The sequence below is a fragment of the Klebsiella sp. CSG-1 genome (assembly GCF_056521145.1).
Genome location: NZ_JBWNLD010000004.1, coordinates 441,298 through 463,859 on the forward strand (window position 1 = coordinate 441,298; position 22,562 = coordinate 463,859).

At 58.4% G+C, this 22,562-nt stretch carries 21 protein-coding genes; 12 read left to right on the forward strand and 9 right to left on the reverse strand.

Features of this window, described 5'->3' with window-relative positions; translation table 11 throughout:
- Positions 1-62: 62 nt before the first annotated feature.
- A complete protein-coding gene (pspF, locus tag AC007G_RS13005) occupies positions 63-1,061 on the forward strand; it encodes a phage shock protein operon transcriptional activator (RefSeq protein ID WP_162180101.1) in 999 nt (332 codons plus the stop codon).
- Here pspF and AC007G_RS13010 read toward each other — a convergent pair.
- Positions 1,052-2,443, reverse strand: a complete 1,392-nt coding sequence (locus AC007G_RS13010; RefSeq protein WP_032688073.1) for an MFS transporter — start codon at positions 2,441-2,443, stop codon at positions 1,052-1,054. The two genes, pspF and AC007G_RS13010, sit on opposite strands and share 10 nt — an antisense overlap.
- A 26-nt stretch (positions 2,444-2,469) precedes the next feature.
- Entirely contained in the window at positions 2,470-3,639 is a 1,170-nt protein-coding gene (locus AC007G_RS13015; RefSeq protein ID WP_132467761.1) for a M20 aminoacylase family protein, read from the reverse strand.
- A 172-nt stretch (positions 3,640-3,811) separates the two neighbouring features.
- Between AC007G_RS13015 and AC007G_RS13020 the strand changes: the two genes are divergently transcribed.
- Complete coding sequence (locus AC007G_RS13020; RefSeq protein ID WP_142631130.1) at positions 3,812-6,118, forward strand: helix-turn-helix domain-containing protein; 2,307 nt, start codon at positions 3,812-3,814, stop codon at positions 6,116-6,118.
- Here AC007G_RS13020 and AC007G_RS13025 read toward each other — a convergent pair.
- The gene (locus AC007G_RS13025) at positions 6,099-6,962 is read right to left on the reverse strand and encodes a helix-turn-helix transcriptional regulator (protein WP_046852683.1); all 864 of its coding nucleotides are present in this window, start codon (positions 6,960-6,962) and stop codon (positions 6,099-6,101) included. The genes AC007G_RS13020 and AC007G_RS13025 overlap by 20 nt on opposite strands.
- Positions 6,963-7,059: 97 nt before the next feature.
- On the opposite strand from AC007G_RS13025, the gene AC007G_RS13030 reads away from it, so the two are divergent.
- The 8 genes from AC007G_RS13030 (at position 7,060) to sapF (ending at position 14,565) form a co-directional block, all read left to right on the forward strand.
- Positions 7,060-7,950, forward strand: coding sequence for an SDR family oxidoreductase (locus tag AC007G_RS13030; RefSeq protein ID WP_142631129.1), 891 nt, complete (start codon positions 7,060-7,062; stop codon positions 7,948-7,950).
- 159 nt (positions 7,951-8,109) lie between these two features.
- The gene (locus AC007G_RS13035) at positions 8,110-8,424 is read left to right on the forward strand and encodes a PTS sugar transporter subunit IIB (protein ID WP_142631128.1); all 315 of its coding nucleotides are present in this window, start codon (positions 8,110-8,112) and stop codon (positions 8,422-8,424) included.
- A 171-nt stretch (positions 8,425-8,595) separates the two neighbouring features.
- Positions 8,596-8,880 (forward strand): hypothetical protein, encoded by a 285-nt coding sequence (locus AC007G_RS13040; RefSeq protein WP_048024413.1) that lies wholly within the window; start codon positions 8,596-8,598, stop codon positions 8,878-8,880.
- A gap of 399 nt (positions 8,881-9,279) precedes the next feature.
- Positions 9,280-10,923: an ABC transporter substrate-binding protein SapA gene (gene sapA, locus AC007G_RS13045; protein ID WP_046852684.1), complete on the forward strand. Its 1,644-nt coding sequence runs from the start codon at positions 9,280-9,282 to the stop codon at positions 10,921-10,923.
- Entirely contained in the window at positions 10,920-11,885 is a 966-nt protein-coding gene (gene sapB, locus AC007G_RS13050; RefSeq protein ID WP_004861121.1) for a putrescine export ABC transporter permease SapB, read from the forward strand. The genes sapA and sapB overlap by 4 nt, the downstream gene beginning before the upstream one ends.
- A complete protein-coding gene (gene sapC / locus AC007G_RS13055) occupies positions 11,872-12,762 on the forward strand; it encodes a putrescine export ABC transporter permease SapC (RefSeq protein WP_004861118.1) in 891 nt (296 codons plus the stop codon). The genes sapB and sapC overlap by 14 nt, the downstream gene beginning before the upstream one ends.
- Positions 12,762-13,754 (forward strand): putrescine export ABC transporter ATP-binding protein SapD, encoded by a 993-nt coding sequence (gene sapD / locus AC007G_RS13060; RefSeq protein ID WP_004861115.1) that lies wholly within the window; start codon positions 12,762-12,764, stop codon positions 13,752-13,754. The genes sapC and sapD overlap by 1 nt, the downstream gene beginning before the upstream one ends.
- A gap of 1 nt (position 13,755) precedes the next feature.
- Positions 13,756-14,565, forward strand: a complete 810-nt coding sequence (gene sapF / locus AC007G_RS13065; RefSeq protein WP_032688092.1) for a peptide ABC transporter ATP-binding protein SapF — start codon at positions 13,756-13,758, stop codon at positions 14,563-14,565.
- Between the two features lie 30 nt (positions 14,566-14,595).
- On the opposite strand, the gene AC007G_RS13070 is transcribed toward sapF, so the two are convergent.
- The 6 genes from AC007G_RS13070 to AC007G_RS13095 form a co-directional block, all read right to left on the reverse strand.
- On the reverse strand, positions 14,596-15,972 hold the full coding sequence (locus AC007G_RS13070; RefSeq protein WP_180889129.1) for a purine-cytosine permease family protein: 1,377 nt from the start codon (positions 15,970-15,972) through the stop codon (positions 14,596-14,598).
- A gap of 124 nt (positions 15,973-16,096) precedes the next feature.
- Positions 16,097-17,599 (reverse strand): HAL/PAL/TAL family ammonia-lyase, encoded by a 1,503-nt coding sequence (locus AC007G_RS13075; protein WP_032700161.1) that lies wholly within the window; start codon positions 17,597-17,599, stop codon positions 16,097-16,099.
- Complete coding sequence (locus AC007G_RS13080) at positions 17,596-18,390, reverse strand: ABC transporter ATP-binding protein (protein WP_032688094.1); 795 nt, start codon at positions 18,388-18,390, stop codon at positions 17,596-17,598. Before AC007G_RS13080 ends, AC007G_RS13075 begins: the two co-directional genes overlap by 4 nt.
- A gap of 1 nt (position 18,391) precedes the next feature.
- Positions 18,392-19,123, reverse strand: a complete 732-nt coding sequence (locus AC007G_RS13085) for an ABC transporter permease (protein WP_142631110.1) — start codon at positions 19,121-19,123, stop codon at positions 18,392-18,394.
- 9 nt (positions 19,124-19,132) lie between these two features.
- On the reverse strand, positions 19,133-19,852 hold the full coding sequence (locus AC007G_RS13090; protein WP_479466609.1) for an ABC transporter permease: 720 nt from the start codon (positions 19,850-19,852) through the stop codon (positions 19,133-19,135).
- Between the two features lie 12 nt (positions 19,853-19,864).
- Positions 19,865-20,722 carry a transporter substrate-binding domain-containing protein gene (locus tag AC007G_RS13095; RefSeq protein ID WP_032700162.1) on the reverse strand — a complete coding sequence of 286 codons (858 nt, stop codon included), beginning with the start codon at positions 20,720-20,722 and terminating at the stop codon, positions 19,865-19,867.
- A 216-nt stretch (positions 20,723-20,938) separates the two neighbouring features.
- Here AC007G_RS13095 and AC007G_RS13100 point away from each other — a divergent pair, with 216 nt between their 5' ends.
- Both AC007G_RS13100 and fabI read left to right on the forward strand, forming a co-directional pair.
- Positions 20,939-21,487 carry a HutD/Ves family protein gene (locus AC007G_RS13100; RefSeq protein ID WP_064793110.1) on the forward strand — a complete coding sequence of 183 codons (549 nt, stop codon included), beginning with the start codon at positions 20,939-20,941 and terminating at the stop codon, positions 21,485-21,487.
- Positions 21,488-21,707: 220 nt separating this feature from the next.
- Positions 21,708-22,496: an enoyl-ACP reductase FabI gene (gene fabI, locus AC007G_RS13105; protein ID WP_004861084.1), complete on the forward strand. Its 789-nt coding sequence runs from the start codon at positions 21,708-21,710 to the stop codon at positions 22,494-22,496.
- Positions 22,497-22,562 lie beyond the last annotated feature (66 nt).

The following is a 22,562-nucleotide window of genomic DNA, read 5'->3' on the forward strand; positions in this document are numbered from 1 at the left end:
AAAGGAGTGGTTGTTATCTGCACAACGGGTTGCTACAGTAGCCTGGTGAATCACACGAATAAATGGCGAATTTCATCATGGCGGAATACAAGGACAACCTGCTCGGCGAAGCGAACAGCTTTCTCGAGGTGCTGGAACAAGTGTCGCGGCTGGCGCCACTGGACAAACCGGTGCTGGTTATTGGTGAACGCGGTACTGGTAAAGAGCTTATCGCCAACCGCCTGCACTTTCTCTCTTCGCGCTGGCAGGGACCGTTCATCTCCCTCAACTGCGCGGCGCTGAATGAAAATCTGCTGGATAGCGAACTGTTTGGCCATGAAGCCGGCGCCTTTACCGGCGCCAGCAAGCGTCATCCGGGGCGCTTTGAGCGCGCCGACGGTGGAACCCTGTTTCTGGATGAACTGGCGACAGCGCCGATGCTGGTCCAGGAAAAGCTGCTGCGGGTGATTGAATATGGCGAACTGGAGCGCGTGGGCGGCAGTCAGCCGCTGCAGGTTAACGTGCGTCTGGTTTGCGCGACCAACGCCGATCTGCCGCAGAGGGTTGAGGACGGCCATTTCCGCGCCGACCTCCTCGACCGCCTCGCCTTCGATGTGGTGCAGTTGCCGCCGCTACGCGACAGACAGAGCGACATTATGCTGCTGGCAAATCAGTTCGCTATCCAGATGTGTCGCGAACTGGGGCTGCCGCTGTTTCCCGGCTTCAGCGACCGCGCCCGCGAAACGCTGCTCGGCTACCGCTGGCCGGGGAATATTCGCGAGCTGAAAAACGTGGTGGAGCGCTCGGTGTATCGCCACGGGACCAGCGACAGCGAACTGGATAACATCATCATTAATCCTTTCCATCAACATCAGCCGCTTCAGTCGCCCGCCGCAGACGTTGCCGCGCATCCCGCCGGACCAACGCTGCCTGTGGATCTGCGGGCCTTTCAGCAGGAACAAGAAAAAAACCTGCTGCAGACGAGCCTGCAGCAGGCGAAGTACAATCAGAAACAGGCGGCGGCGCTGCTCGGGTTAACCTACCACCAGCTGCGGGCGCTGCTCAAAAAACATCAGCTGTGAGAGCTATGCGGCAGCATCAGGGCGCTGACCACCGTAGCTCCCAGGCACATCGCCGCGTTAAACCACAGCGCATACTGCGCGGCGCTGGCCATACCGAGCGGTAAAAACAGCGCAAAAAGTGACGCTGTCACCGCAATGCCCATCGCCCCGCCCAGCGAGCTGCCCATTTTGTAAATCCCCGAGGCGACGCCCACTTTGTTTTCCGGCGCGTTCACTACCGCCGTATCGGTAGACGGTGTCGCATAGCACCCCAGCCCGAGGCCAAACAGCACGTTGCTGAGAAAGACGGTGACGATATAGAGCGACTTATCGAGAAAGGTGCAGGAGATAAGTACAATCGCCACCGCGGTTAACAGCGGCCCGGTCATCATAGGCAGCCTGGCGCCGTAGCGCTGCAGCAGCTTTTCCCCCACGCGGATCATCGCCAGAACGGTCACCAGATAGCCCAGAGTCATGCCGCCGGTCTCCAGCGGGGTCATATTGTGCCCTTTTTGCAGCCAGATACTGGTGATCATCATCGTGCCAATCGCGCCGTTAAGCAGAAAGTTAGACAGCACGGCGGCGCTGTAGGCCCGGTTGCGAAACAGCGCAAAATCAATCAGCGCGGCATCCCCTTTGCGCAGACCGCTGCGGATGAAAAACCCTGCCGCCAGCAGCGAGCCGGCAAACATCGTCAGCGACAGGCTGCTGCTCCAGCCCCAGCCGTGCCCTTTGCTGATAAACAGATTCAACAGTACCAGCGAGGCGATCAGGCTCAACAGACCGCTGATATCCAGCTTTTGCTGCTGCGCGCCGGCGCTACGGCTTTCCGGCGTGCCGCGCAGCAGCATCAGCGCCACCAGCGCGACGGCAATGGAAAAGACGAAGATCCAGCGCCAGCCGAGACCGGTAGCGATGGCGCCGCCGACGAATGAACACAGCCCGCTACCGCCCCATGAACCGATAACCCAGAAGCTTACTGCGCGCTGGCGGGCCTTGCCTTCATACCAGGTTTTGATCAATGCCAGGGTCGCGGGCATGATGCAGGCCGCCGACAGCCCCTGTAAAACCCGCCCGGCGAGAAACAGCCATGGTCCCTGGGCCACGATCAGCAGCGCACTACCGGCAATACTCAATCCTAAGCCGATATGGGTCATGCGCATCCGGCCAAATTTATCCGCCAGCCCGCCGCTGGCGACAACAAAGCAACCGCTGAAAAGTGCGCTGAGGCTGACGGCGAGCGTCAGCGTCTCAAGGGAAATATCCAGACTGCTTTTCATTGCCGGCACGACGTTAATGACCGACTGGGCAAACAGCCAGAAGGTCAGCACGCTCAGCACGATGCCCGCCAGCAGACGATCGGTGCCGACAAACGGGGTGTCGGTCAGAGATACGGAGCTCATAATAGGGTCCTCCCGGTCGCGGGTCGTTAGCGCAGATAATGTTCCGTCAGGCCGCACCACAGCGCCGCGCCCTTGAGCAGGATCTCGTCGTTAAAATCATATCCGGGATTATGCACCATGCAGCGATCGGCTTCGTCTCCGGCGCCGATAGTGAAATAACACCCGTTCGGATTATGTTCGAGCATAAAGGCAAAATCTTCGCTGCCCATAAACGGTTTCACCTCCCCGACCTGCGCTGCGCCAAACAGCGATGTCGCCACCTCGCGCACCATCTGATTCGCGGCGGGATCGTTTTTCAGCACCGGGCTGCCGTTGACGTGGGTTAAGGTGGCCGTGGCGTTAAAGCTTTCCGCCTGGGCAACGGCAATATCGTGAATGCGCTGCAGGACCGTTTCACGTACCTGCTCGTTCAGAGTACGGACCGTCAGCTTCATCAGTACCTTATCGTTGATAATGTTTGGCGCATGTCCCGCCTGAATACTGCCGACGGTCACCACCGCCGGTTCAAATGGCGTGATATTACGCGAAACGATGGATTGCAGCGCCAGCGTGATGTGACAGGCAACCAGCGTGGCGTCAACGGTATGCTCCGGTACCGCCCCGTGCCCGCCCACCCCCTTGACCTCAATATGCAGGGTATCGGAGGAGGCCATCATCGCGCCGTCGCGCAGACCAATTTTACCCACCGCCTGCCCCGGCATATTGTGCAGACCAAAGATCCGGTCGCAGGGGAATTTGTCGAACAGGCCGTCTTCCACCATGACCCGCCCACCGTACAGCAGCTCTTCGGCGGGCTGAAAAATCAGCTGTAGCGTGCCATTAAACTGCCGGGTGCGCGCCAGATACTCGGCGGCGTAGAGAAGCGTGGTGGTGTGCCCGTCATGACCGCAGCCGTGAAAACGGCCATCGACCTGACTGGCCCAGGCTTTACCGCTCGCCTCCTGCATCGGCAGCGCGTCCATGTCGGCGCGCAGACCAAGGCGACGCTGACCTCTGCCGACGGTTAACGTCCCGACCACGCCGGTTCCCGCCAGACCACGATGCACCTCATAGCCCCATTCGGCCAGCAGGCGTGCGACTTCATCGCTGGTTTGATGTTCTTCGAAGCCGATCTCCGGCTGCTGATGGAAACGGCGACGCAGGGCGATAAACTGCGCTTCATTAACCTGTAATGCCTCAATAAGTGGATGTGTCATTTTTGTTATTCCTTCATTGGGTTTGCGCGACACTTTCGAGTTTATGCGGTTAAAAAGCCCACGATGCGCTGTTTTTTGTTTTATATTGACGGATTATTCATGAGTGCTTTTCATAAAAATCGGTTATGACAAAAAATAACCTGTTATTTTTTGTCTTTGAGGGGGCGTTACGGTGGAACACCATTCAGGCGATTTTAGCGTCGTGGTTCGCGATGTTCGTCAGTACAGTCAACAGGATAGCGATGCCTTAACGTTGCTGTGGGTGCTGGAAGGCCGCGTCGGGCTGCATGACGGCGAACTCCGCCAGCAGTTGGATACTGACGACCTGGCGATAGTGAACCGTCATCAGCGCTGGAGCCTGACCGCATCCGCCGCCAATGCGGTGATGCTGCTGACCCTGCCTTACGGCTGGCTGACGCGTCTTGACGGTGATTTTTTCGCCGTCGACTACCAGGTCGCGGACGCAACCCGCGATGCCGATGATAACCTGCGCCATCTGATGCGCCAGCTGTTGGTCATTGAACTGGTAAATCACCAGTCCCGCTACCGCCTGGAAGCCAATCGCTGGCTCAGTGAAATTGCCCTGCTGCTGGCCACTCGCTATACCCGGCCCGTCATCGCCAGGACACAGCGCGGGGCGGAGAAGTGGAGCCGCCGCATTGCCCGGGTGGTGGCGCGGATCGAGGCCAACTATCAGCAGCGGCTTTCGCTACACGATGTCGCCGCAGCGGAATTTGTCTCCGAAGCCTGGCTATCAAGGCTGTTTCGCAAGGAGGTCGGCGTAAGCTTTGTGCAGTACATTACCGCACTGCGTCTCAGCAAGGCGGCCGAACAGCTCCTCACCACCCGCAAGTCGGTGCAGCAGATTGCCCAGGAGCAAGGGTTCGCCAGCACCCGCATCATGAGCGACCTGTTTAAACGACTGCATGAACTGACGCCGCGTCAGTTTCGCCAGCAGCATCCGCAGAGCCACCCGGAATCCACCCGCTCACGCATCGGTCAGGCCGATATCTGGCAGCCGGTCGCCGTGGAGCGCCTCTATGCCCGGCTGAGTGAGCCGGAGAAAAACGGCTGGGATAATCCTCCGCCGCGGCTGAATCCGCAGCAGACCCGCCAGATTGATCTGCGTCAGCTGCCGGGCCGGGCCGCGCCATTACGCCATACCCGAATCGTGGTCACCGTACGCGAGCTGGATGATTTATTACGTGAAGATGTCCGCCGCGAGCTGGAGCGGCTGCACGATACCCTGCCAGTCTATGCGATTGATATTAATGACCCGTTTCTCAGCAGCAGACTGTTCGCCACCGGTTGGGATGACCCGCAGATAGCAGGCTATGCCTGCTGGTACCAGCTGCAGCAAATTTTCAGCTGGCTGGCCAATATGGGCTGGGGGTTGATTTTGCATACCGGGCTGACCACCCGCTGCGATCTGCTACAGCGTTTTTTACGCCTCGCGGCCAATCATTTCCCCCCGGCGACGCTCGCCAGCTGGCGATTTGTCTGGCACTGGTCACCCCAGGCCAGCGAAGAGGCGCGCCAGCACGCCTGGCAGCAGCAGCGCGATACGCTGCGGGCGATACTGCCGCAGCCGCAGCTGGGGATCTGGCATCGCTTCCCGGAGAGCGCCATTGGCGAAGACGCACTGCTCCGTTCGCCGCTGTTGAGCGAAGCCAGCTTTCTCGCCTGTCAGGCTGATGCAAACGAACTGCTGGATCTGGCCCAGCTCGATAGCAGCAGACTGGCCGCCAGCGAAAACTACCCGGTACATAAACTGCGCCAGATCCACAGCGCCCTGCGCCAGCGCCAGCTGTCGCTTCCCGTCTGGCTACTCTCCTGGAATACATTGACCGGCAACACCCGCGACACCAACGGCCGTTTCTTTCGCGGCGCGCTGTTGATGGATAATCTGCTGGGGCTGGCGGATCAAGTATGGCTGGCCGGGTTCTGGCTCAACTCAGGCCTGCAGGGCGAAGCGCGGGCGAACGGTAAGCTGGATACCTCGAGCCTGGCGCTGCACTATCTGCACGGCCTCCCGCGCCCGGTTTACTGGGTGCTGTGGCTCTGGAGACGGCTGCGTGGTGAGGTGCTGGTGAATGACAAAAACCTGCTGCTGTTACGCCACGGGGAGCACTATCAGCTGCTGTTACGTAATACGGTGGTGTTCAACCCCTGGCTCTCCAGCGAAGAGGCTTTTATCCAACGCTTCAGCCAGCCCTATAGCGTGCAGCTATCGGGGCTGGAGGGCCGCTGGCGGGTTAAACAACATCTTTTCGATCGCCATCACGGGGCGTTATTCCCGCTTTTTGACGCCTTTCGTAGCCAGAGCGGGCCGGACGAAGAGGATTATCACTGGATAATGCACAAAGCCCGCCCGGCGCTGAGCGTCTCAGAGGAGCGGCCGGAAAACGGCTGGCATGTCGTCGACTCGCTGGAGAGCAACGCCCTGGTTCTCTACGAATTTACCCCGATAAGTGACTAACCTCGCCACCATCAGATGACGGCTTGCCCTGTTTGACCCAGGCATCGATTTTCACCCGGCTCGCCTCGCTAGCCGGGTTAAACACCATCATGTTGAGGTCCGGGCGACCGTCAACGGTAAAGGTGGAAAACTCCAGCTCAATCATACCAAGCTGCGGATGATGCATGCGCTTAAAGCCTTCGCCCTGCCCGGCCACATCGTTGCTACGCCAGAAGGCGTCAAATTCCGGGCTCTGACGACTGAGCTCGGCAATGAGCCGTTCGTTTTCCGTCGATGCTCCTGCCCGGGCAACATCAGCACGAAAGGCGCTGACGATAAGGCGGGCTACGGATGACCAGTCTTCCAGCGCGCTGCGCGCAGAGTGATTGGTAAACAGGCGCCGGAGAATATTGCGTTCGGCGGGCGGTAGCCGACCGTAGTCGGTCAGGACGCGGGCGGCGGCATCATTCCACGCAATCACGTCCCAGGCGACGGTTTTAACGATTGCCGGAACGGGGAGCGCATCCAGCACCCGCTGTAAACGCGGGGTAATGTCGTCGGAGACAATCAGCCGGGTTTCCGGCGGATGACCAAATGCCAGAATAAACAGGTGTTCACGCTCCGGCGTAGTCAGTCTCAGGCCACCGGCAATACGGCCCAGCACTTCGCGGGATGGCGCTCCGCCGCGCCCCTGCTCCAGCCAGGTATACCAGGTGGGGCTGATATTGGCCAACTGAGCAACCTCTTCGCGCCGGAGCCCAGGCGTGCGCCGACGGCCTGGCGTAAAGCCAAATGTTGCCGGATCGAGCCGTAAACGCCGCGCCCGCAGAAATTCACCCAATGCATACGTTGAAGAGTCGCTCATGCTAAACCTGTTAGTCTTTATACCCTGATAATGTCTCTACTTTTATCGTATCGCGTTAAGACTACCATAGCCTGGATACTCATTCTGGAGGCAGGTTATGCGAATTTTTCTCACCGGCGCGACCGGATTTATCGGCTCGCGTATTCTCAACGAACTGCTGGCCGCCGGACACCAGGTCACCGGCCTGGCGCGTTCAGAGGCCAGCGCCCTCGCGCTGCAGACGGCAGGCGCAGACGTGCAGTACGGAACACTGGAAGAGCCGCGCTCGCTGCTGGAAGCGGTCACCCGCTGCGATGCGGTGATCCACACCGCTTTCGATCATGATTTCAGCCGCTTTGTGGAAAACTGCGAAAAAGACCAGCGCATTATTCTCGCCATCGGCGCGGCGTTGCAGGGGAGCCGGCGGCCGCTCATCATCACTTCCGGTACCGCCATGGGTGACATCGGTAACGGACTACCCGCCAGTGAAATGCACTTCAATCCCGCGCACCCGAACCCGCGCGCCGCCTCAGAGCGTGCGGGAAACCGGCTGCTGGATGCCGGGGTGGATGTCCGGGTGGTGCGACTGCCGCAGGTGCATGACACCACCCGCCAGGGCTTATTGACCTATTACATCGCGCATGCGGCAGAAAAAGGGGTCGTGGTCGTGGTCGGCGACGGGAATAACTGCTGGTCGGCCGCACACATCAGCGATGTTACCGCGCTGTACCTGCGGGTGCTGGAACAAGGTCTGGCCGGCAGGCGCTATCATGCCGTTGCTGAAGAGGCCATCCCCTCTCTGCGCATCGCCGAGGTGGTGGCGGAGAAATTGCACCTGCCGCTGCAGTCCCTGAGCGCCGATCGCGCGGCGGCCCACTTTGGCTGGTTTGCCGCCTTTGCCGGAATGGATTTACGCGCCACGTCCGTCTGGACCCGCCAGCAGCTGAACTGGCAGCCCACCGGTCCGGGCCTGCTGGACGATCTGCGTCACCTGAATCACGACAAGTGACAACGTCACTAAAACGATGACCGTATGCTCAGCGCGCCTGGCCCGGCCGCCCTTTTATCTCGCGCCCGGATATATTTGTCAGACAAAATTGATGGGCCACGCATTTTCTCCGCCGGGAGCGGAATAAGGTAGTTGCGGTACTCCATCGAGGATAAAACCGTGAAAAAATTACTGATATGTTGCCTGTCTGGCGAGACAGCGAACATCTTAGCGAAGAAAATGCAAAAAATAGCGGATGCGCAGGGTCTGAATCTGTTAATTAGTGCCGTAGGCCTGGAGAATGTATTTAGCGTTGCCCCGGCCTATGACGCCATTTTAGTAGCGCCGCATGTTCAATATAAACGGGATGAAATCGCTAACGTGCTGCAAGACAAGCAGGAGATTGCGGTTATTGAAAGCCTGCCCTACGCCGCATTCAACGGCGACAGCGTGCTTAAATTTGCGCTGGTCAATCTGTCCCAATCGCTCACCTGACTGAGCATGAAACTATGCGGGCAGGTCGCAGACGCCGGCCCGCATTATCCCGCCTCGCCAGCATTGCATGACAACCGGCGCGCCCGCCCCGAGTTAATTATTTGTAACTGGTAAGATGTGCCAATGTGAATTATAGTCTGCGCATCATCGTTCAATGGACTGAAAACGCACATGATTCCGGTTAATATTCATACTCTTAGTCGCTATGCGGCCCATGTCAGCTTGACCCACACGATGAAAAACCATCGGTCGCCCGCCCTCTCCGTAATGATGATCTTCTCCGATTTATGTATCCGTTCAACCCTGGACTCCTACAGCGAACAGGGCTGGGAAATTAGCGAGAAGTGCAGCGGGCTGGTTCTGCGCAGCTTTGTCGCCACCCATCGCGGTGGGACGGCGATCGAAATCACGCCGAAGGATTATATCGGTCGATATAACCGCTTGCTTCCGCTGTAAGCGCCGGTGAATTAACAGCTAACTGGAGAAAGTGGCAATAAAAAGATACCATGTTTCATTATCCGCCATACACCGCATGAATATGCTGAGAAGCGCCTAAAAGAGCACCATACCCTCAGGTTTTTGATCAATATCAATCCATAGTCCCCTTTGCAGCATCACGATCGGCGCGACCCGTGCTCTCGTACGCTTTGTCCGTTTATTCAGGGAGATGGAGGATAAAAACGCCTGGTGGTTTTACGAGGTATACTCGAAGTAGCGGTGTGGTATGCATTCGAACCTGCGGAACAGCACAACGGCGCAGCCGTCGTGATATTGTCCCTGTGAGCGTTGAAGGTGATGGAATATGTCATTCAATATTAATAAGATAGAGCACCGCTCTATCATCATAAAAACATTATGCGCCTGAAAATATCTTCTCTCCTGGCGGTAGCGTCGCTGCTGTGCGGGCAGGCTCTTGCCGCGCCCACGTTGCCCGCGAATGCCGATATTCGCGATAGCGGCTTTGTTTACTGCGTCAGCGGGCAGGTTAATACCTTTAACCCGCAAAAAGTCAGCAGCGGTCTGATTGTCGACACCTTAGCCGCCCAGCTGTACGATCGCCTGCTGGATGTCGATCCTTATACCTACCGTCTGGTCCCTGAGCTGGCCGAAAGCTGGGAAGTATTGGATAACGGCGCGACGTACCGCTTCCATCTGCGTAGCCACGTCCCTTTCCAGTCGACATCGTGGTTTAAACCCACCCGCGCCTTTAACGCCGACGATGTGATTTTCACCTTCAGTCGTATTTTTAACCGCGACGATCCGTGGCACAGCGTCAACGGCAGCAGCTTCCCTTATTTCGACAGCTTACAGTTTGCCGACAGCGTTGAAAGCGTGCGCAAGCTGGACAACCAAACCGTCGAATTTCGCCTGAAGCGCCCGGATGCCTCATTCCTCTGGCACCTGGCGACCCACTATGCGTCGGTCATGTCTGCAGAATACGGCGCGCAGTTGATCAAAGCCGATCGTCCGGAACAGCTTGACCGTCAACCGGTTGGTACCGGTCCGTTCCAGCTTGAAGAGTACCGCGCCGGGCAGTACGTGCGCCTGCAGCGCCATCCGGACTACTGGCGTGGCAAACCGCTGATGCCGCAGGTGGTCGTCGACCTCGGTTCCGGCGGCACCGGCCGCTTGTCGAAACTGCTCACCGGGGAGTGCGACGTTCTGGCCTGGCCTGCCGCCAGCCAGTTGACCATTTTACGCGACGATCCCCGTCTGCGTCTGACCCTACGCCCGGGAATGAATATCGCCTGGCTGGCGTTCAATACCGCCCGACCGCCGCTGGATAAACCGGAAGTTCGCCATGCGCTGGCGCTGGCTATCAACAACCAACGCCTGATGCAGTCTATTTATTACGGTACGGCGGAAACCGCCGCGTCAATGTTGCCGCGCGCCTCGTGGGCCTACGATAACGACGCTAAAATTACCGAATACAACCCGAAAGAAGCTCGCGAGCGGCTCAAAGCGCTGGGGCTGGAAAAGCTGACGCTCAAGCTCTGGGTACCCACCAGCTCGCAGGCCTGGAACCCCAGCCCGCTGAAAACCGCCGAGCTGATTCAGGCGGACATGGCGCAAATTGGCGTGAAGGTCATTATTGTGCCGGTCGAAGGCCGTTTCCAGGAGGCCAGACTGATGGACATGAACCACGATCTGACGCTCTCCGGCTGGGCCACGGACAGCAACGACCCGGATAGTTTTTTCCGACCGCTGCTGAGCTGTGCGGCCATTGCCTCACAGACCAACTTCGCCCACTGGTGCAATCGCGAATTTGACGAGGTGTTGCAAAAGGCCCTGCGCTCGCAGCAGCTGGCGTCGCGCATTGAAGCCTATAAAGAGGCACAGCATATCCTGGCCCGCGACCTGCCGGTGCTGCCGCTGGCTTCATCGCTGCGTCTGCAGGCTTACCGCTATGATATGAAAGGTCTGATACTGAGTCCGTTTGGCAACGCCTCCTTTGCGGGCGTCTCGCGGGAGAAAAAAGACGAGGTGAAAAAACCATGATTATTTTTACCCTGCGCCGCCTGCTGCTGCTGCTGGTCACCCTCTTTTTCCTGACCTTCGTCGGCTTCAGCCTGAGCTATTTTACGCCCCACGCCCCGCTGCAGGGCGCCTCGCTGTGGAACGCCTGGCAGTTCTGGTTCAGCGGACTGTTGCACTGGGACTTCGGTGTCTCCAGCATTAACGGCCAGCTGATTTCTGAACAGCTGAAAGAGGTTTTTCCGGCCACCATGGAGCTGTGTATCCTCGCATTTGGCTTCGCGCTGCTGGTGGGTATCCCCGTCGGTATGCTGGCGGGGATAATGCGCAACAAGTGGCCCGATACGCTGATCAGCGCCCTCGCGCTGCTCGGCTTCTCGATTCCCGTGTTCTGGCTGGCGCTGCTGCTGACGCTCTTTTTCTCTCTGACCCTCGGCTGGTTCCCGGTCTCCGGGCGCTTCGACCTGCTGTACGAGGTGAAAACGGTGACCGGTTTTGCGCTGATTGACGCCTGGCTGTCTGACTCGCCGTGGCGCCATGAGATGATCGTCAGCGCCGTACGCCATATGGTGCTGCCGGTGCTGACGCTGGCGGTCGCCCCCACCACCGAAGTGATCCGCCTGATGCGCATCAGCACCAGCGAAGTGTATGACACCAACTACGTGAAGGCGGCGGCCACCCGCGGCGTGTCGCGGCGGACGATTTTACACCGCCACGTTCTGCACAACGCTCTGCCGCCGGTGATCCCACGTCTTGGGCTTCAGTTTTCCACCATGCTGACCCTGGCGATGATCACTGAAATGGTCTTCAGTTGGCCGGGGCTCGGTCGCTGGTTGATAAATGCGATTCGCCAGCAGGATTACGCCGCCATTTCGGCCGGCGTCATGGTCATTGGCGCCCTGGTGATTACCGTCAACGTGATATCAGATATTCTGGGTGCGATGGCTAACCCGCTGAAACATAAGGAATGGTATGCCCTACGATAGCGTGTATCTGGAAAAGCGTCCGCCTGGGGCGCTGCGTACCGTCTGGCGAAAATTCTACGGCGACACGACTGCGATGATCGGCCTGTACGGCTGCGCCGGTCTGGTGCTGCTGTGCGTCTTCGGCGGCTGGTTTGCCCCTTATGGTATCGATCAGCAGTTTCTTGGCTACCAGCTGTTGCCGCCGTCATGGTCGCGCTATGGCGAAGTCTCGTTCTTCCTCGGGACCGACGATCTCGGTCGCGATGTGTTGAGCCGTCTGCTGAGCGGTGCGGCGCCGACCGTCGGCGGCGCTTTTGTCGTCACCTTCGCGGCGACGCTGTTCGGCCTGGTGCTCGGCGTCGTTGCCGGCTCAACCCATGGCCTGCTGTCGGCGATGTTGAACCATATCCTCGATACCCTGCTGTCGATTCCGTCGCTGCTGCTGGCCATTATTGTCGTGGCTTTCGCCGGGCCGCATCTGAGCCACGCGATGTTCGCCGTCTGGCTGGCGCTGCTGCCGCGCATCGTACGCTCGGTCTACAGCATGGTGCATGATGAGCTGGAAAAAGAGTACGTCATCGCCGCCCGTCTCGACGGCGCATCGACCTTAAATATTCTCTGGTTTGCGGTGCTGCCGAATATCGCCTCCGGGCTGGTCACGGAGATCACCCGCGCATTATCGATGGCGATTCTCGATATCGCTGCCCTGGGCTTTCTCGACCTCGGCGCTCAGCTTCCTTCCCCGGAATGGGGCGCGATGCTGGGCGACGCGCTGGAGCTGATTTACGTCGCGCCATGGACGGTGATGCTGCCCGGCGCGGCGATTATGATTAGCGTCCTGTTGGTCAACCTGCTGGGCGACGGGATCCGCCGCGCCATTATCGCCGGGGTGGAATAATGCCGTTACTTGATATTCGCAACCTGACCATTGAGTTCAAAACCAACGAGGGCTGGGTCAAAGCCGTCGACCGTGTCAGCCTGACCCTTGCGGAAGGTGAGATTCGCGGCCTGGTGGGCGAATCCGGATCCGGTAAAAGCTTGATTGCCAAAGCGATCTGCGGCGTCACCAAAGACAACTGGCGGGTGACCGCCGACCGTATGCGTTTCGATGATATCGATCTCTTACGCCTTTCCAGCCGCGAACGCCGCAAGCTGATTGGCCACAACGTGTCAATGATTTTTCAGGAGCCGCAGTCCTGTCTCGATCCGTCGGAGCGTATCGGCCTGCAGCTAATGCAGAATATCCCCGGCTGGACCTTTAAAGGCCGCTGGTGGCAGCGCATCGGCTGGCGAAAACGCCGGGCCATCGAACTGCTGCACCGCGTCGGGATTAAAGATCACAAAGACGCCATGCGCAGTTTCCCCTACGAATTAACCGACGGGGAGTGTCAGAAGGTGATGATTGCCATCGCCCTCGCCAACCAGCCGCGTCTGCTGATCGCCGATGAGCCGACCAACGCCATGGAGCCGACGACCCAGGCGCAAATTATCCGCCTGCTTACGCGTCTGAACCAGAACAATAACACCACCATTTTGCTGATCAGCCACGATATGCAGATGCTCAGCAAGTGGGCGGATAAAATCAATGTGATGTACTGCGGACAAACGGTAGAAACGGCGCCCAGCGAAGAGCTGGTGACAACGCCTCATCATCCGTATACCCAGGCATTAATCCGCGCGATCCCGGATTTTGGCAGCGCGCTCCCGCATAAAAGCCGCCTGAATACGCTGCCGGGAGCCATCCCCCTGCTCGAGCAGCTGCCGATCGGCTGTCGTCTCGGGCCGCGCTGCCCCTACGCGCAGCGTGAATGCATTGAAACGCCGCGCCTGACCGGAGCCAGAACTCATCTGTATGCCTGTCATTTCCCGCTAAACATGGAGAAAGAGTGAAATGGTCGAAACATTGCTCGAAGTCCGTAATCTGAGTAAGACCTTTCGCTACCGTACCGGCTGGTTTCGTCGTCAGATGGTGGAAGCGGTGAAACCGCTCAGTTTTACGCTGCGCGAGCGCCAGACGCTGGCGATTATCGGCGAGAACGGCTCAGGAAAATCGACGCTGGCGAAAATGCTGGCGGGCATGATCGAGCCAACATCCGGCGAGCTGTTGATTGACGATCATCCGCTGACGTTTGGCGACTACTCTTTCCGCAGTCAGCGTATCCGCATGATCTTTCAGGACCCTTCGACCTCGCTGAACCCGCGGCAGCGTATTTCGCAAATCCTCGACTTCCCGCTGCGCCTGAATACCGACCTCGAACCGGAGGCGCGAGAGAAGCAGATTATTGAGACGCTGCGAATGGTCGGCCTGCTGCCGGACCACGTGAGCTACTATCCGCATATGCTGGCTCCCGGCCAGAAGCAGCGTCTGGGCCTCGCGCGCGCGCTGATTCTGCGTCCTAAAGTGATCGTCTGTGATGAAGCGCTGGCGTCGCTGGACATGTCGATGCGTTCGCAGCTGATCAACCTGATGCTGGAGCTACAGGAGAAACAGGGGATTTCGTATATCTACGTGACCCAGCATCTGGGGATGATGAAGCATATCAGCGATCAGGTCCTGGTGATGCATCAGGGCGAGGTCGTCGAGCGCGGCAGCACCGCCGATGTGCTGGCGTCACCGCTGCACGACCTCACCCGACGCCTGATTGCCGGCCACTTTGGCGAGGCGCTGACCGCCGATGCCTGGCGCAAAGACGGTAAATAATCATCGGCGCCGGCAGCGGCTCAGTCGGCTCTAGTTCGGGAACACGCTCTGCGTCGGCAGCACGCGACGGTCAAAGCGACGCAGCGTGTAGTAAAGAACCCCGGTCCCGAACCAGCCGATAATCCAGGAGACATCGTTGCCGGCAAACAGCCACGTCAGCGAGCCGTGATACAGCGGGTTCTCAATAAACGGCAGCTGGATAAGCACGCCGACGATATAGACCGCGATCGCGTAGAGATTCCAGTATCCGTAACGCTGTTGCGGATCGGACAGCGCGGGAATATCCACGGCGCCCGCGGAGATCAGATAGTAGTCGGTCAGACCGATCGCGCTCCACGGGACAAAAAACGCCAGCAGGAAGAGCAGGAAATGGGTGAAGTTCTTTAAGAACGCGGGCTCGCTCAACAACGCAATCACGCATGAGATGGCCACCATCAGCACCACGAAGAGAATGCGCGCCCTCTTCGACAGCGCAGCCTGACGACGAAATCCGGAAACGATGGTGCTCAGCGACATAAAGCTGCCGTAGGCATTCAAGGTGGTGAAGGTGATTTTGCCAAAGCAGATCGCAAAGTAGATCACCATCGCCATCAGCTGGCTTTTGCCTAACCCGACGATAAAGCTCACTTCATGACCGGAAAACGCGCTGCCGGCGATGGCCGCTGTCAGAACGCCTAGCGTCATCGATGCCTGCGTGCCCAGCACCGTCCCGCTAAAGACGCACAAAAACGTTTTCGCGCCCGAGACATTACGCGGCAGATAGCGAGAGTAATCCGAAACGTAGGGGCAGAATGCAATCTGCCATGACGACGATAACGACACGGCCAGTAAAAACATCGGCAGTGAGAAATGGTTATTCTGCGCGATCGCCGGCAGATTGGCAGACAGCAGCAGCGTCACAAACAGATAGACAAACGCCAGCACCCCGACCACGCTCGCCACTTTGCCCAGCTTATGAATGACGCGATAGCCCAGCACGGCAATCACAATAATGATCGTGCTGAACAGCAGCATACCGGCCACGTCAGAGATCGACAGCAACCTTGCCATCGCCTGACCGGCCAGCACGGTACCGCTGGCCGAAAAGCCGACATACATCACGCACACCAGTACCAGCGGCACCACGGCGCCAAACACGCCAAACTGCGCCCGGCTGATGATCATCTGCGGCAACCCCAGGCGCGGCCCCTGCAGCGCATGCAGCGACATCACCGCCGCGCCGAGCACCTGCCCCACCAACAGCCCAATCAGCGACCAGACAACATCGCCTCCCAGCACCACCGCCAGCGCACCGGTGACGATGGCGGTAATCTGCAGATTACCGCCAAACCACAGCGTAAACTGGCTAAAGGGATGTCCATGGCGTTCATGATCGGGAATATAATCGATCGACCGCGATTCCGTTATCCCCTGCTCGCGATGGGCTGACTGGCGGTCGGCTGGTGAAAAAGAAGACATCGTTTCCCCGCTATAGCTTATTGTTATTGATGTATTTTATTTTTATATTCTGCTGTTATTGACCGTTCAGCCGCTATGCCAGCCAGTCTGCCCGATGGCGCTTGATGGTCGCGACCGCTTTGCCTATTTCTGGCGCCAGCCAGCGATCGTCTTCCCATGTCGCCACGCTCTGTCGCAGCAGCGCCAGCGCGTGACGCGTGCCGGCTGCCAGCATGTCCTGAGCATGAAACTCCAGCCCTTGAGCGGCCAGCAGATACTCGATTGCCATAATTTGATACAGGTTAGCCAGCAGGCGCTGTAGCTTTAGCGAAGCGCCGGTCCCCAGGCTCAGGTGATCTTCCTGCAGCGCCGAGGTCACAAAATTATCGAGCACCGCCGGCTGCGCCAGCTGCTTGTTCTCCGCACAAAGCGAGGCCGCTACGTACTGGGCGATCATCATGCCGGAGTTCACCCCGGGTTTGGCCACCAGGAATGCCGGCAGGCCGCTGATTAGCGGGTTAACCAGACGATCCAGACGCCGCTCGGCGATAGCGCCCAGTTCAGCCATCGCAATCGCCAGCACATCACAGGCCATGGCGACTGATTCCCCATGCGGATGCGCCTGCGACACCACTCGCCAGTTCTCGAGGGTGCCGAGAATCAAGGGATTATCCGTGCAGGCGTTCAGCTCGGTGTTAATTTGCCGCTCGGCATGAGCGAACTGATCGCGGCAGGCGCCGTGCACCTGCGGCATAGAACGCAGACTGAGCGCATCCTGGGTGCGTATCCCCTGGCTGGCGCTCAACAGCGGGCTATCGGCCAGCAGCTGACGTAATCGGGCTCCGCTCTGCTGCATTCCAGGACTGGCCTTCAATGCCAGGATCTCGGCGTCAAACGCCACGATTTGTCCGCGCAGAGCTTCAAAACTCATTGCGCCGGTGACATCGGCCCAGTCCAGCAGTTGGCTGGCATCGTCGAGGGCCAGACAGGCCATCCCGGTCATACACGGCGTCCCGTTGACCAGGCTTAATCCCTCTTTCGCCCCTGGCGAAATGGGGGCAAGTCCCGCCTGTGCCAACGCGTCGGCAGCCGGTACCACCCGCCCCTGCCAGCTCACCTCGCCGATCCCCATCAGCGCCAGACCGATATGCGCCATATGCGTCAGATAGCCCACCGAACCTTGCGAGGGCACCTGCGGCGTGATTTGCTGATTCAGAAAGGCGAGCAGCTGGTGCACGATGGCGCAGGAAATCCCGGATTTGCCATGGCTGTAGTTGGCGACGGCGGCGCACATAATGGCCCGCGTCTGCGCGTCGTCCAGCAGAGGACCGACGCCGCAGGCGTGGCTCAGCAGCGTATTGCGCGATAGCTGGCTCAGCTGCTCTTCGGGCAGAGTGATATTGCACAAGGCCCCGAGGCCGGTATTAATCCCGTAGGCTATCTGCCCCGCGTCGATAATATGCTGAACAATCGCCCGCCCCTGTGCGATGCGCTCCCAGGCGCCGGCGCTGAGCGCCAGTTGCGCCTGGCCTCTGGCGACCTGCACGACATCCTGCCAGCATAACGGGGCGTCGCCCCACAGCACCTGTTGATTCATACGGATTGTCCTGGTTGATGATGGCTGGAGATAAACTGTTGAAAACGCGGCGACCCATGCGCGCCGAAAAGCGCCTCCGGCGGACCGTCGCAGTCAATGGTGCCTTGATGCATAAACACCACGCGGTTGGAGACATGGCGGGCAAACCCCAGCTCATGCGTGACCACCAGCATCGTGCGCCCCTCTTCCGCCAGGCTACGCATCACTTTCAATACTTCCCCCACCAGTTCCGGATCTAACGCCGAAGTCGGCTCATCAAAGAGCATGACCTCCGGATCCATCGCCAGCGCCCGGGCTATCGCTACGCGCTGTTGCTGACCGCCAGAAAGCTGGGCCGGGTAAAAATCCTTGCGGTTCAGCATGCCGACGCGGTCAAGCAGCTGTTCTGCCTGTTCAATACACTCCTGCTTGCTGCGCTTCAGGACATAATGCGGCCCTTCAATCACGTTTTGCAGCACCGTCATATGCGACCACAGGTTAAAGCTTTGAAACACCATCCCCAGCCGCGAACGCAGACGTTCTATCTGCTTAGGGTTGGCCGCTAGCCGGTGGCCGCGCGCATGGTGCTTCATCTCAATGGTTTCACCCCCCACGCTGACCACGCCCGCATCGGGTGTTTCCAGCAGGTTGATGCAGCGCAAAAGCGTACTCTTACCTGAACCGCTGGCGCCCAGAATCGAGATCACATCGCCTTTTTGCGCCTGGATAGAAATCCCCTTCAGCACATCAAGTGAACCAAAGGATTTATGGATATCGCTGACGGACAGCGTCACGGGACGGGGATCGTGCATACTATTCTCCTTTGGTGGCCGGTTTGAGTGCTACGGTGGCAGGGGTTTGCCGGGTATGCGGCGTCAGATGACGCTCAAGCAACGCATAAAGCTGCACGATGATAAAGTTGAGCAGCAAATAGATAACCGCGGCGCAGAGAAAGACCTCCATCGTCCGGTAGGTTCTCTGGATAATTTGCTGCGCCACGCCGGTCACATCCCACACCGTCACCAGACTGGCCAGCGCGGTGGATTTCACCAGCAAAATCGCCTCGGTCGAATAGGCCGGCAGCGCATAGCGCAGCATCACCGGGGCGATGATGCGTCGCAGCAGCAGAAAACGGGACATCCCGCAGGCCTGTCCGGCTTCAATCTGACCAGAGGGCACCGCCAGCAGCGCGCCGCGCAGGATTTCAGCGGTGTAGGCGGCGGTGCACAGCGCCAGCGCCAGCACCGCGCAGATAAACGGCTCGCGCAGCAGCGGCCACAGAAAACTGTGGCGAATCACGCCAAACTGTCCCAGTCCGTAATAGATAAGAAACAGCTGGATCAGCAGCGGCGAACCGCGAAACAGCAGAATATAGCCTTTAGCAAAACTGCTGAGTAGCGGCCAGCGGCTCATGCGCAGCGCCAGAACCCCCACCGCCAGTACACCGCCGCAGAGAAAAGAACAGATAAACAGCCCCAGCGTAACCGGCAGCGCGGCGCAGAGCTTCAGGAACGTATCGCTGAGAAACGCAACGTCGATAAACATAAACTCTCCTTAAGCCTGAGCCGCGGCGCGACGCAGCCAGGCGCGATTCAGGCGAAGTTCCGCCCGAATAAACGCCCGGTTGGACACCAGGGTGAGTATCAGGTAGCAGCCGCCGCCAATCACATAGAACAGGAAGTATTCGCGGGTGGAGCCAGCGGCAATCTGGCTGGCGCGCATTAACTCCGCAATCCCCGTCACCGAGACCAGCGCCGAATCTTTGAGGCTCATCTGCCAGACATTTGACAGCCCAGGCAGCGAATAGCGGGCAATCTGCGGTAGCATGATGCGCTGAAAAATCCGCCAGCGCGGCATGCCGATTGCCGACGCCGCCTCGACTTCACCGGGCATCAGCGCCAGGCGCGCCGCGCGGTAAACTTCAGCCTGATAAGAGGCGGAAATTAAGCCGATAGCCAGCGAGCCAATCAGAAACGGCGGCACCTCAATAAAGCCATCGGCGCCAAACAGCTGACCAATCGCCGAAACCAGTCCAGAACCGCCAAAATAGAACAGGTAAATGACCAGCAGTTCAGGAATGCCGCGGAAGACAACCGAATAGGCGGAGCCTAACCAACGCACGGGGGCGTGTGGCGACAGCTTTGCTGCGGCAATCATGCCGCCGACCACCGCGCCGACCGCTAACGCGGCGAGAGACAACAGCAGCGTGGTCAGCGTCGCGCTCAGAATGAGCGTGCCCCAACCGTTCTCACCAAAACTCAGCAGACTAAGCATCTTCAACCTCACTTATGGCGTGACATCGCTTTTAAACCATTTTTCGCTCAGCTTTTTCACCGTTCCGTCCGCCAGCGCGGCCTGAATCGCGGTATCCAGCTTCGCTTTTAAATCGGCATCGGCGTGACGAACGCCCATCGCTTCGCCCTCGCCCCAGATGGGGCCACTCAGCTGCGGGCCGCTGAAGTTAAGGTTGCTGTTTTCCGGACGCGCAAGCGTGGTGTTGGCGAAGGTAATATCGTCGAAGACGGCATCAATACGTTCGGCCTGGAGATCCAAAATAGCGTCCGCTGAATTGCTGTATTCCCGAATATCGGCCACATCTTTGAAGTATTTGTCGATGAACGGGGTATACACGGTGCCGGAAGCGATACCGATCGTTTTTCCTTTCAGGGCCGCTTTTAATGGCGCAATCGCCGCCTGAATCTCTTTTTCATCATCGTTAAGCTTGATGGTGTGGTTGGCCCCGCTCGCCGGCGGCAGCAACGTGCCTTTTACCGCGATAAATGACGCCGGTGTTGCGGCGTAGGGGATCGTGAAGGAGACCACCTGTTTTCTTTCCGGCGTAATGACGATGGCATCCATAATCACATCGTATTTTCCGGCGTTGAGTCCGGCGATCATTCCGTCCCAGTTTTGCACGACCAGCTTGCACTCCATGCCCATGCGCTGGCAGAGATTGGCCATCAGTTCCGGTTCGAAGCCGCTGAGCTTGCCGCCCGGCAGCGTCAGGTTCCAGGGTTCATAACCCCCTTCCGTTGCGATGGTGATGGACTTCCACTCTTTGGCATTGGCCGAACTGCCGCAGAGCAAGAGTCCTGAAAACAGGGTTGTCAGACAGACCTGGCGAAAAGTGATGCTCTGCTTCATGATAATTCTCCTGATTTCATTTAAGTCATGCCGCTCTGGCGGTGCCAGCCGGGCGTAAAATTCAGATGACAGAGCATGTATATACAAGCATTGACAAATCAGCACACCCTCCTGATGATGGATTTGTGAGCTGCACTGTAAATAATTTGTGATCGAATTGAAAACCATGTGTAGCCAAAACTTTACACAAAGCGACAAGGCGATGGTGAAACTGCGATGATAACTCCCTTTAACTTCTCTTCCCTGCCGAGGACTCCGTGGAAAAACGGCGGCGGCGAAACGCGTGAAATTGTCAGCGTGCCCTCGCCTGACTCCGATGCCCCGTTTCTTTGGCGAGCCAGCGTGGCCACGCTGGAGAACGACGGACCGTTTTCCCGGTTCAGCGGTATTGACCGGGTCATTACCTTAATTGAAGGGCAGCCGCTCTGGCTGCGCGGCGACGGGATTCATCATCATCTGAGACGCTGGGAGCCGTGGGCATTTTCCGGCGAATGGGCGCTGGGCAGCGAAGGCATTGCCGCGCCGGGGCTGGATTTTAACATTATGACGCAACGTACCCGCGCGGCGGCGCAGGTCAGCGTAGTCTCCGGCGAACAGCATCCCGGCAGCGAAGGCATTGCCTGGGTACTTCAGGGATACTGGCAGCTTGCCGGCGAACGCTATGACGCGCGCTCAGGGCTCTGGTGGCAGAGTCAGTCGCCCGGCGCCCTGATTCCGCTCTCGCCTGATGCCCGGCTTCTGCTGGCCGGCATAACCCGTCGTTAGCCGACTCAACGCCGGGTAAGAGGCGTAAAACGAGCCTGATATCCGGTGATATACTGGAGTGTGTCCGGCCGTCATTACGCGTTAAGGCACGAAAATATCGTGACACAAGGGGTCGTCAGTGGGATATAATTCTCGGCTAAATTTGAGTTATTTTGAAATAACAACCTTAACCCCATGATTGTTAAAGTAAAAATAAGCAATAACGATAAGGATTAAAGCTATGGGTTTTCTTTCCGGTAAGCGCATTCTGGTCACTGGCGTTGCCAGCAAACTGTCCATCGCCTACGGTATTGCGCAAGCAATGCACCGTGAAGGGGCTGAACTGGCGTTCACCTATCAGAACGAAAAACTGAAAGGTCGTGTGGAAGAATTTGCTGCGGCACTGGGTTCTGACATCGTACTGCCGTGCGACGTGGCTGAAGATGAGAGCATCGACTCTCTGTTCGCTGAACTGACTAAAGTCTGGCCGAAATTTGACGGCTTTGTTCACTCAATCGGCTTCGCGCCGGCTGATCAGCTGGACGGCGACTACGTCAACGCGGTCACCCGCGAAGGTTTCAAAATCGCTCACGATATCAGCGCCTACAGCTTTGTGGCGATGGCGAAAGCCTGCCGCGGTATGCTGAACCCGGGTTCCGCCCTGCTGACGCTCTCCTACCTGGGCGCAGAGCGTGCGATTCCTAACTACAACGTTATGGGTCTGGCAAAAGCCTCTCTGGAAGCGAACGTGCGCTACATGGCGAACGCGATGGGTCCGGAAGGCGTGCGCGTCAACGCCATCTCTGCGGGTCCAATCCGTACGCTGGCAGCTTCCGGCATTAAAGATTTCCGTAAAATGCTGGCGCATTGCGAAGCGGTTACCCCGATTCGCCGTACCGTGACTATCGAAGACGTGGGTAACAGCGCAGCCTTCCTGTGCTCCGACCTGTCTGCCGGTATCTCCGGTGAAGTCGTTCACGTCGATGGCGGTTTCAGCATCGCGGCAATGAACGAGCTGGAACTGAAATAAGTTCCGTTCCCTCCTCACCCCGTGAGGAGGGATTGCCATCGCGGCATCCCGCTCTTCCCTGCATTC